This is a genomic window from Lentzea sp., from assembly GCF_036380075.1.
GTDB lineage: Bacteria > Actinomycetota > Actinomycetes > Mycobacteriales > Pseudonocardiaceae > Lentzea.
Genome location: NZ_DASVFL010000143.1, coordinates 1 through 8,915 on the forward strand (window position 1 = coordinate 1; position 8,915 = coordinate 8,915).

Genomic DNA, 8,915 nt, shown 5'->3' on the forward strand with positions numbered 1-8,915 from the left:
CGGCCGGCGGGACCGTGACGTCGAACAACGGCGTGTAGCCCGCCGCCAGGTACAAGCCCCGCGCTTCCGGCTGACGCGGCCCGGTGGTCAGGTACAGGCGGCGGTAGCCGAGCCGGGAAGCCTCGGACTCCAGCACCTCCAGCACCCGCCGGGCCAGGCCCTGCCGCCGGAACCCCGAGTGCGTCCAGATCCGCTTGAGCTCCGCGGTCGCGCCGTCGTGCCGCCGGAACGCCCCACCGGCGACGGCGGCGCCCTCCCGCAGCAACACCACCAACCGGCCGTCCGGCGGCGTCAGCGACTCGTCGGGAAACCGGTCCATCCGCTCCCGGGCCGCGGGGCCGTACCTGCTGACGTACTCGTGCAGCAGTTCGGCCATCATCTCCGCGACCTCGGGCGCGTCCGGCCGCGTCCAGTGGACCGCGTTCGTCAGCCGGCGCGGCGGTCCGCCAGCCGCACGACGTTCGGCGAGCCCTCCACCCGGATGCGGCTGCTGGACGCCACCAGGTACCCCACCCCGCGCACGGTCTGGATCACGTCGGCCACGTCGCCGAGCTTCTGCCGCACCCGCCGCACGTGCACGTCGACCGTGCGGGCGCCGCTGTAGTCGTCGTCGATGCCCCACACCGCCGACAGCAGCTCACGGCGCCGGTGCACGCGGTCCGGGTGCTTGCACAGGTGCAGCAGCAGCTCGAACTCCAGCCGGGTGGTCTCGACGACCTCGTCGCGGAGCAGGACCTGCCGGGTGTGCGGCAGGATGCGGACGTCCGCGTCGCCGGGCACGGGTTCGGCGGGCGACTGCACGAGGCCCACGTCCTTCATGGCCGCGAGCAGGCGCACCGCGGTCTCCTCGTTCTCGGTGTCGATGGTGATGCTGAACCGCATGGTCCGTCTCCTCGGTCAGGTCTTCGGCAGGCCCTGGGGGTTGATCTCCGACGTGGGCACCGCCTCGTCGGAGAGTCCCCAGCGCTTCAGCACCTCGGCGTACTTGCCGTTGGCGATCAGCTGGTTCAGGGCTTCGTTGACCGGGCCGACGAGCCCGCTGTCCTTCTTCGTGGTGGCGGCGATCTTGCCCTGGACGGCGGCGCCGCCGGAGAAGTTGCCGATCACCTCGGTCTCGCCGGACGTCGCCGCGTGGTAGGCGGAGGTGGGGTTCGGGCCGAGGTAGGCGTCGATGCGGCCGGACTGGAGCGCGAGGTAGTAGTCGGAGGCCTTCTGGTAGTACTTGATGTCGGTGGCCGGCAGACCGGCGGCGACGTTCTTCGTGCTCCAGTCGACGAGGATCTTCTCCTGGTTCGTGCCGGACGACACGGCGATGACCTTGCCCGCGACGTCCTCGGGCTTCGTCACCTTCCAGCTGCCGCCCTTCTTCGCCTCGAACGCCAGCGTGTCCACGCGGTAGGTGGCGAAGTCGTACTTCTCCTTGCGCGCCTCGGTGACCGTGATGTTGGACAGGCCGAGGTCGTAGGCGCCGCTGTCGAGGCCGACGAACAGGTTCTCCCACGAGGTGACCTCGAGCTTGGGCTTGAGGCCCAGCACGTCGGCGATCAGGGAGGCGATGTCGGTCTCGACGCCGATGACGGTCTTGTCGTCGGTGGCGTAGAAGCGCAGGGGCGGTGACGTGCCGGCGTCGCCGCCGATGCTGAGCTCGCCCTTGGTTCTGAACCGCTCCGGCACCTTCGAGGCGATCTTGTCGTCCTTCGCCGCGGTCACGCGGTTCTGGTCGGGGCCGAGGTTGACGTCCAGGTTGCCGCCACCGCTGGACGTCGGCTCGCTCCCGGCCGTTCCGCAGGCGGCCAGGACGAGGGTGAGGGCGGCGAGAATCGTTTTGCGCACAACGGACTCCTTCTAGAGGACCTTGGACAGGAACGCGCGGGTGCGTTCGTGGACGGGGTGGTCGAGGACGTCGGCCGGCGCCCCTTCTTCGACGATCACGCCCTGGTCGATGAACACGACCCGGTCGGCAACCTCGCGGGCGAAGCCGATCTCGTGCGTGACGACGACCATCGTGGTGCCGGACCGCGCGAGGTCGCGCATCACGTCGAGCACCTCGCCGACGAGCTCGGGGTCCAGCGCCGAGGTCGGCTCGTCGAACAGCACGACCTTCGGCCGCGTGGCCAGTGCCCTGGCGATCGCGACGCGTTGCTGCTGGCCGCCGGAGAGCTGCCGCGGGTAGGAGCCGGCCTTGTCCGCCAGGCCGACCCGGCCGAGGAACTCGCGCGCGGTGGCGAGGTCGGCGGCCTCCGCCACGTTCTCCAGCGCGGTGAGGTGCGGGAACAGGTTGAAGTTCTGGAAGACGAACCCGATGTCCTTGCGCTGCTTGAGGATCTCGCGTTCCTTGAGCTCGTGGAGCTTCCCGCCGCGCCGCCGGTACCCGATCAGCTCGCCGTCGATCGTGATGAACCCGCGGTCGACCTTCTCCAGGTGGTTGATCGTGCGCAGCAGCGTCGACTTGCCCGACCCGGACGGCCCGAGCACCACCACGACCTCGCCGGCGGTGACCTCCAGCGACACCCCGCGCAGCACCTCCAGGGAGCCGAAGCTCTTGTGCACGCCCAAAACCTCGATCATCGGCGGTCTCCTCGCGCGAAGTAGCGCTCGACGTAGTGCTGGCCGACCGAGAGCAGGGTGGTCAGGACGATGTACCAGACGGTGGCGACCATGAGCAGCGCGACGACGCGCGCGTTGCGGCCGTAGATCACCTGCACCTGGTAGAACAGCTCGCCGATCGCCATCACGGACACGACCGACGTGCCCTTGAAGAGGCTGATCACCTCGTTGGCCGCGTTGGGCAGGATCGAGCGCATCGCCTGCGGCAGCACGATCCTGCGGAACTGCCGGAACCGCGGGATGCCCAGCGAGGCCGCCGCCTCCAGCTGCCCGCGGTCGACCGAGATCACGCCGGACCGCACGATCTCCGCGGCGTAGGCGGCCTGGTGCAGCGCGAGCCCGAGCACGGCCGCGCCCATCGGGCTGATCAGCTCCATCGTCTCGAAGCTCACGAACTCCGGGCCGAACGGGATGCCGAGGCTCAGCCGCTGGTAGAGGTAGGAGATGTTGAACCAGAACAGCAGCTGCACGATCAGCGGGATCGACCGGAACGCCCAGATGTAGGTCCAGCCCACGGCCCGCAGGAACGGGCTCTTCGACAGCCGCAGCACCGCCACCACGATGCCGAGCGCGAACCCGAGGACGGTGCCCAGCACGGTCAGCAGGATGGTCGTGCCGACGGCCGTGATGATCGACCGGGCGGTGAAGTAGCGGGCGAACGTCGGCCAGTCCCACGCGGGGTTCGTGACGAGACCGTGGACGAACTGCGCGGCCAGCACCAGCACGAACACGACGCCCACCCAGCGCCACGGGTGCCGGGCCGGGACGACCGGCAGGGACGCGGGGTCTTCGTCCTTTGTGGACACCAGCGTCAGGGTGCCAGGAGATGCCATGGGAGGTCCTTGCTGCGGCTGGGAACGGAGGCGAGCCGAGGAGCGGGTCAGCTCGTGCAGTCGTCGTGGCAGCGGGAGGACGGGATGATCGTGGCGAAGACGGCCATCCTGTCCTCCCTTCCCTGCGCTCTCGAGGAGAGCACTCACTCAACGACGCTCACGTTAGGTACCGGCGAATCAGCTGGGCAAGGACGTCCACGTGGTGAACAACTATCGGAGTCCGAGATGCTCCCTCAACGTCGGACCTGTGTAGTCCTCGCGGAACACGCCGCGTTCCTGCAGCAGCGGCACGACGGTGTCGGCGAACTCGTCCAGGCCGCCGGGCGTCACGTGCGGCACGAGGATGAACCCGTCCGCCGCGTCCTGCTGCACGAGATCGTTGATCTGCGCGGCGACGGTGTCGGCCGAGCCGATGAACGTCTGCCGCGCGCTCACGTCGATCACGAGGTCGCGGATGGAGAGGTTCTTGACCGCGGCCTTCTCCCGCCACTCCTTGACCGTCGCCGCGGGGTCCTTGAACATCCGCACGCTGGCGCGTCCCTTGGCGATGGTGTTCTCGCCGCTGAGCGGTTCCACGTCCGGCAGCGGACCGTCCGGGTCGTAGGCGCTGAGGTCGCGGTTCCACACCTGCTCCAGGAACCGGATGGCGGTCGCGCCGCTGACCTGCTGCCGCCGCACGACCGCGCCCTTCTCCTGGGCGTCCGCGTCGGTGTCGCCGAGGATGAACGTGGCCGCGGGCAGCACGACCAGCTGGTCCGGCGTGCGCCCGTACTTCGCGAGCCGGCCCTTCACGTCGCGGTAGAACTTCTGCCCCGCCTCCAGCGTGCCGTGCCGGGAGAAGATCGCGTCGGCGGTGGCGGCGGCGAACTCACGGCCCTCCTCGGAGTCCCCGGCCTGGAGGATCACCGGACGTCCCTGCGGCGAGCGCGGGACGCCGAACGTGCCGCGGATGTCGAAGTGCCGGTCCCGGTGCTCGAACTCCCCCACGCCGGTGTCGAACAGCTCCCACGCCGTGCGCAGGAACGACTCGGCCCGCGTGTAGCGGTCCCCCTGCTCCAGGAACCCGCCGCGGCGGAAGTTCTCGCCGGTGAACGCGTCCCACGACGTGACGACGTTCCACGCGGCGCGTCCGTCCGACAGGTGGTCGAGCGAGGCGAACTGCCGGGCCACCTCGTAGGGTTCGTTGAACGTGGAGTTGATCGTGCCCGCGAGCCCGAGCCGGTCGGTGACGGCGGCGAGCGCCGCGAGGACGGTGAAGGTGTCGGGCCGGCCGACGACGTCCAGGTCGTAGATCTCGCCGCCCTGCTCGCGCAGCCGCAGTCCCTCGGCGAGGAAGAAGAAGTCGAACTTGGCCCGTTCGGCCGTCCGTGCCAAGTGGACGAACGAGTCGAACTCGATGTGGCTGCCCGCCTGCGGGTCGCTCCACACGGTCGTGTTGTTCACGCCGGGGAAGTGCGCGGCGAGGTGGATCTGCTTCGTCATCTCGCGCTCCTCTAAGCGAACTGGTTGGCAGGGCGGGTGAGGCCGAGGTGGCCGCGCAACGTCGCGTGCTCGTACTCGGTGCGGAACAGCCCGCGCCGCTGGAGCTCCGGCACCAGCGTGCCGGTGACGTGCGCGAGGTCGCCGTGCAGGCGGAACCCGGCGAACCCCTCCTCGTGCCACGCGATCAACCGGTCGACCGGCGTGGTGGCGTCGACGTCCCGGAAGACGAGTCCACCGGCCAGGGGGTCGTCGGAGAACACGACGTCCCCCACCGGTTCGGTCGCCGAGACCGGCGGGTGCCCCTGCGGCGGCCGCGGCGTGATCGACGGCCCGCGGACGGAGAACCAGCGGCCCTCGAAGTCGAGGTAGTGCAGCTTCTCGCGGTCGATGAACCGGCCGGTGGCGACGTCGCGGATCTCGGCGTCGTCCTCCCAGCTGTCCCAGAGTCCGCGCAGCACCGTGACGTAGTCGGCGGCTTCGTCCCACAGGTCGGTGAGGTCGTCCCGCCGCCCGAAGTGCCGGGCCGTCGCGGGCTCCGGCGCGACGGTGAGCTCGACGCCCGCGCGCCCCTTGCTCACGTAGTCGAGCGTCGCGATCGCCTTGGACACGTGGAACGGCTCGGTGTGCGTCACCACCGCCGTGGGCACGAGCCCGATCCGCGAGGTCAGCGGTGCGATCCGGGCCGCCGTGAGCACGGCGTCGAGTCCCGGCCGCCCGTCCAGCGAGTCGTCGAACGTGACGAAGTCGAGCTTGGCGTCCTCGGCCTCCCGCACGAGCCCGGCCCAGTGCTTCGCCCTGAAGACCTCGGTCGCCTGGAGCGCGACAGCCAGGTGCAGTCGTGAGCCCACCGGTCCCCCCTCTCCTCGTTTTCCTCGCATTCTGTGCGGGGTGGAGGGGTCGCCGCTGGGACGGCCACAGGGTGGGAAAACTCGCGGGAACGGGAATATCTCGCGAGTTTGCCTTGACGCGCACGTCAAGGTTTAGCGTTCGGCCCATGAGGATCGGCGAACTGGCCAAGCGGGCCGGCACCACCACCCGCACGCTGCGGTTCTACGAGTCCGAGGGACTGCTGCAGGCGCGGCGCGCGCCCAACGGCTACCGCGAGTACGGCGAGCACGACCTGCGGCTGGTGCGGGAGATCCAGTCGCTGCAGGCGGTCGGGCTCTCGCTCGAGGACACCCGGCCGTTCGTGGCGTGCCTACGGGCCGGGCACGAGTCCGGTGACTCGTGCCCCGACTCGCGGGAGGTCTACCGGCGCAAGCTCGCCGAGGTGGACGCCTGCCTGGACCGGCTCACCACCGTCCGGGAGTTCCTGCTGGCCAGACTCGCCTTCCAAGACCCGTGCCTCGTGGCCGACCCTGAGGAGTTCCAGTGCAGCTGACCGACGCCACCTTCGCCGAGAGCACCCGGACCGGGACCGTGCTCGTCGAGTTCTGGGCGCAGTGGTGCGGACCGTGCCACATGCTCTCGCCCGTGCTCGACGAGATCGACGCCGAACGCGACGACCTGACCGTACTGAAGATCAACGCCGACGAGAACACCGCCACCGCGCGCGACTACCAGGTCATGTCGCTGCCGACCATGCTGCTGTTCCGCGACGGCGTGCCGATCCGGCAGATCGTGGGAGCGCGACCCAAGTCGCGACTGCTGGCGGAGCTGGATGACGCGTTGAGCGCCTGAGCCGCCTAATCTTCAGCGCATGCTCGGTCTTGAACTCGTGGTGGTGCTCGGCGTCTGCATCCTGGCGAGCAGCGTCGTGTCGGGGCGGCTGCGCGTCGCCGCCCCGGTGCTGCTCGTCCTGTGCGGCGCCGTGCTCGGTTTCGTCCCCGCGCTGGAGTCGGTCAGCCTGCCGCCGGAGGCGATGCTGCTGATCTTCCTGCCGGCGCTGCTGTACTGGGAGAGCCTCAACACCTCGTTGCGGGAGATCCGCAGCAACCTGCGCCCGATCGTGCTGCTCAGCACGCTGCTGGTGCTCGCGACCGCCGCGGCGGTGGCGGCCGTCGCGCACGCGCTGGGCCTCGCCTGGGGCCCGGCGTGGGTGCTGGGCGCGGCACTGGCCCCGACCGACGCGACCGCCGTCTCGGCGATCGCGCGAGGCATGCCGCGCCGCACCACCACCATCCTGCGCGCCGAGTCGCTGATCAACGACGGCACCGCGCTGGTGATCTACGCGATCGCCGTCTCGATCACCGTCGGCGAAGCCGAGTTCAGCACCGGCATGGTCGGCCTGCGCCTGCTGCTGTCGTACGCGGGCGGCGCCCTCGCCGGTCTGCTCATCGCCTGGCTGGCGGTACAGGTGCGCAAGCGCCTCGACAACCCGCTGCACGAGACGGTGGTCAGCATCCTGACCCCGTTCGCCGCGTTCCTGCTCGCCGAGACGGTCCACGGCTCCGGCGTGATCGCCGTGGTGGTCTGCGGCCTGGCACTGGCCCGCGTGGGCCCGCGCATCGTGCGCGCCGACACCCGCCAGGTGAGCTACGCGTTCTGGGGCATCGCGACGTTCCTGCTCAACGGTTCCCTGTTCGTCCTCATCGGACTCCAGGCCCACAGCGCCATCCGGACGCTGAGCAGCTCCGAGACCCTGGCGACGTTCGGCGCCATCGGCCTGGTGGCCCTGACGACGGCGGGCACCCGCCTGCTGTGGAGCTACACGACCCCGTACGTCATCCGCGCCCTCGACCGCCGCCCGCAGCAACGCCTGCGCCGCGTCGGCGCCCGGCAACGCCTGGTGACCTCGGCGGCCGGTTTCCGCGGCGCGGTGTCGCTGGCGGCGGCCCTGGCCGTGCCCGAGACCGTGGTGGGCGGCGGCCCGTTCCCGTTCCGCGAGGAGATCATCCTCATCACGTCCGGCGTCGTCGTGCTGACGCTGATCGTGCAGTCGGTCATGCTGCCGTCGATCATCCGCTTCTCGCAGCTGCCCGAGGACGTGACGCTGGAGAAGGAGCTGCAGCTGGCCCAGTCGACGGCGTCGGAGGAGGCCTACGAGGCCCTGCCCGCGATCGCCGACCGGGTGGGCGTCTCCGACGTCGTCTACAAGCGGGTGCTGGCCGAGTACGAGCACCACATGGAGGTCGTGCGGGGCAAGGAGGCGGGCGACGAGGAGGTCGTCCAGTCCGAGGTCGAGTACGCGGCGCTGCGGCTGGAGCTGATCGCGCACAAGCGGGCCACCGTCGTGCGGCTGCGCGACGAGGAGGCGATCGACGACATCGTGCTGCGGACGATCCAGCGGAAGCTGGACGTGGAGGAGGTCCGGTTGTCGCGGCGCGAGGTGGACGAGGACTGAGCTCGGCGGCCGGAGCGGGCCGGGGTCCCGGTCCGCCTGGACCGATCGGTCCACAACACGTAACCTCGCCGCATGCCCCGCCCGCGCCAGTTCGACGAGGACCGCGTGCTCTCGGCCGTGCGGTCGACGTTCTGGGACAAGGGGTACGCGGGCACGTCCCTCGAAGACCTGATGTCGGCCAGCGGTCTCGGCAAGGGCAGCCTGTACGGGGCGTTCGGCGACAAGCAGAGCCTGTTCCTGCGCGTGCTGCGCGAGTACGACGACGCCAACGACCGGATGCTGCGCGGATGGCTGGACGAGGCCGACCGAGGCATCGACGTGGTCCGCGAGTTCGTCATCGGCTCGTTCCGCGACCCGAGCGGCGAGTACGCCCGCCGGGGCTGCCTGCTCGCCAACGCCGCGATGGAGCTCTCCGCGAGCACCGCCGAGGTGGCCGCGGAGGCACGGCGCAGCTACGCCGCGACCTCGGCAGTGCTGGCGGACGCCATCAGACGGGCGCAACGCGAGGGTGACGCCGCGGCCCGCCTCGACCCGGACCTCACCGCCCAGGCGGTGCTGGCCGGACAGCTCGGGCTGGTCGTGCTCGGGCGGATCGGCCAGGACCCCGCGGCGCTGACGCTGATGGCCGAGGCCCTGCTCACCGGGCTTATTCCCGCGAACTGATCATCGTGAGACATCACACCGGTTCTTGACCGGTCGGTCCAGATACG

11 protein-coding genes are annotated in these 8,915 nt (G+C 70.4%); 4 read left to right on the top strand and 7 right to left on the bottom strand.

Annotated elements, in window-relative coordinates:
- The 7 genes from VF330_RS17235 to VF330_RS17265 form a co-directional block, all read right to left on the bottom strand.
- Positions 1-379: GNAT family N-acetyltransferase (locus VF330_RS17235; RefSeq protein WP_330852623.1), on the bottom strand; the 379-nt coding region annotated here is incomplete at its 3' end.
- Positions 380-426: 47 nt separating this feature from the next.
- Positions 427-882 (bottom strand): winged helix-turn-helix domain-containing protein, encoded by a 456-nt coding sequence (locus tag VF330_RS17240; protein WP_330852624.1) that lies wholly within the window; start codon positions 880-882, stop codon positions 427-429.
- Between the two features lie 15 nt (positions 883-897).
- Positions 898-1,833, bottom strand: a complete 936-nt coding sequence (locus tag VF330_RS17245) for an ABC transporter substrate-binding protein (protein WP_330852625.1) — start codon at positions 1,831-1,833, stop codon at positions 898-900.
- A gap of 12 nt (positions 1,834-1,845) precedes the next feature.
- Positions 1,846-2,568 (bottom strand): amino acid ABC transporter ATP-binding protein, encoded by a 723-nt coding sequence (locus tag VF330_RS17250; RefSeq protein ID WP_330852626.1) that lies wholly within the window; start codon positions 2,566-2,568, stop codon positions 1,846-1,848.
- A complete protein-coding gene (locus VF330_RS17255) occupies positions 2,565-3,440 on the bottom strand; it encodes an amino acid ABC transporter permease (protein ID WP_330852627.1) in 876 nt (291 codons plus the stop codon). Before VF330_RS17255 ends, VF330_RS17250 begins: the two co-directional genes overlap by 4 nt.
- A 210-nt stretch (positions 3,441-3,650) precedes the next feature.
- Positions 3,651-4,922: an LLM class flavin-dependent oxidoreductase gene (locus tag VF330_RS17260; RefSeq protein ID WP_330852628.1), complete on the bottom strand. Its 1,272-nt coding sequence runs from the start codon at positions 4,920-4,922 to the stop codon at positions 3,651-3,653.
- Positions 4,923-4,933: 11 nt separating this feature from the next.
- On the bottom strand, positions 4,934-5,800 hold the full coding sequence (locus VF330_RS17265) for an LLM class flavin-dependent oxidoreductase (protein ID WP_414675390.1): 867 nt from the start codon (positions 5,798-5,800) through the stop codon (positions 4,934-4,936).
- A 116-nt stretch (positions 5,801-5,916) separates the two neighbouring features.
- On the opposite strand from VF330_RS17265, the gene VF330_RS17270 reads away from it, so the two are divergent.
- The 4 genes from VF330_RS17270 to VF330_RS17285 all read left to right on the top strand — a co-directional run bounded on the left by VF330_RS17270 (position 5,917) and on the right by VF330_RS17285 (position 8,868).
- Positions 5,917-6,303: a MerR family transcriptional regulator gene (locus VF330_RS17270; RefSeq protein ID WP_330852630.1), complete on the top strand. Its 387-nt coding sequence runs from the start codon at positions 5,917-5,919 to the stop codon at positions 6,301-6,303.
- Positions 6,294-6,602 carry a thioredoxin gene (trxA, locus tag VF330_RS17275; RefSeq protein WP_330852631.1) on the top strand — a complete coding sequence of 103 codons (309 nt, stop codon included), beginning with the start codon at positions 6,294-6,296 and terminating at the stop codon, positions 6,600-6,602. The genes VF330_RS17270 and trxA overlap by 10 nt, the downstream gene beginning before the upstream one ends.
- 19 nt (positions 6,603-6,621) lie before the next feature.
- Positions 6,622-8,205 carry a Na+/H+ antiporter gene (locus tag VF330_RS17280; protein ID WP_330852632.1) on the top strand — a complete coding sequence of 528 codons (1,584 nt, stop codon included), beginning with the start codon at positions 6,622-6,624 and terminating at the stop codon, positions 8,203-8,205.
- Positions 8,206-8,277: 72 nt separating this feature from the next.
- A complete protein-coding gene (locus VF330_RS17285; protein WP_330852633.1) occupies positions 8,278-8,868 on the top strand; it encodes a TetR/AcrR family transcriptional regulator in 591 nt (196 codons plus the stop codon).
- Positions 8,869-8,915: the final 47 nt, after the last annotated feature.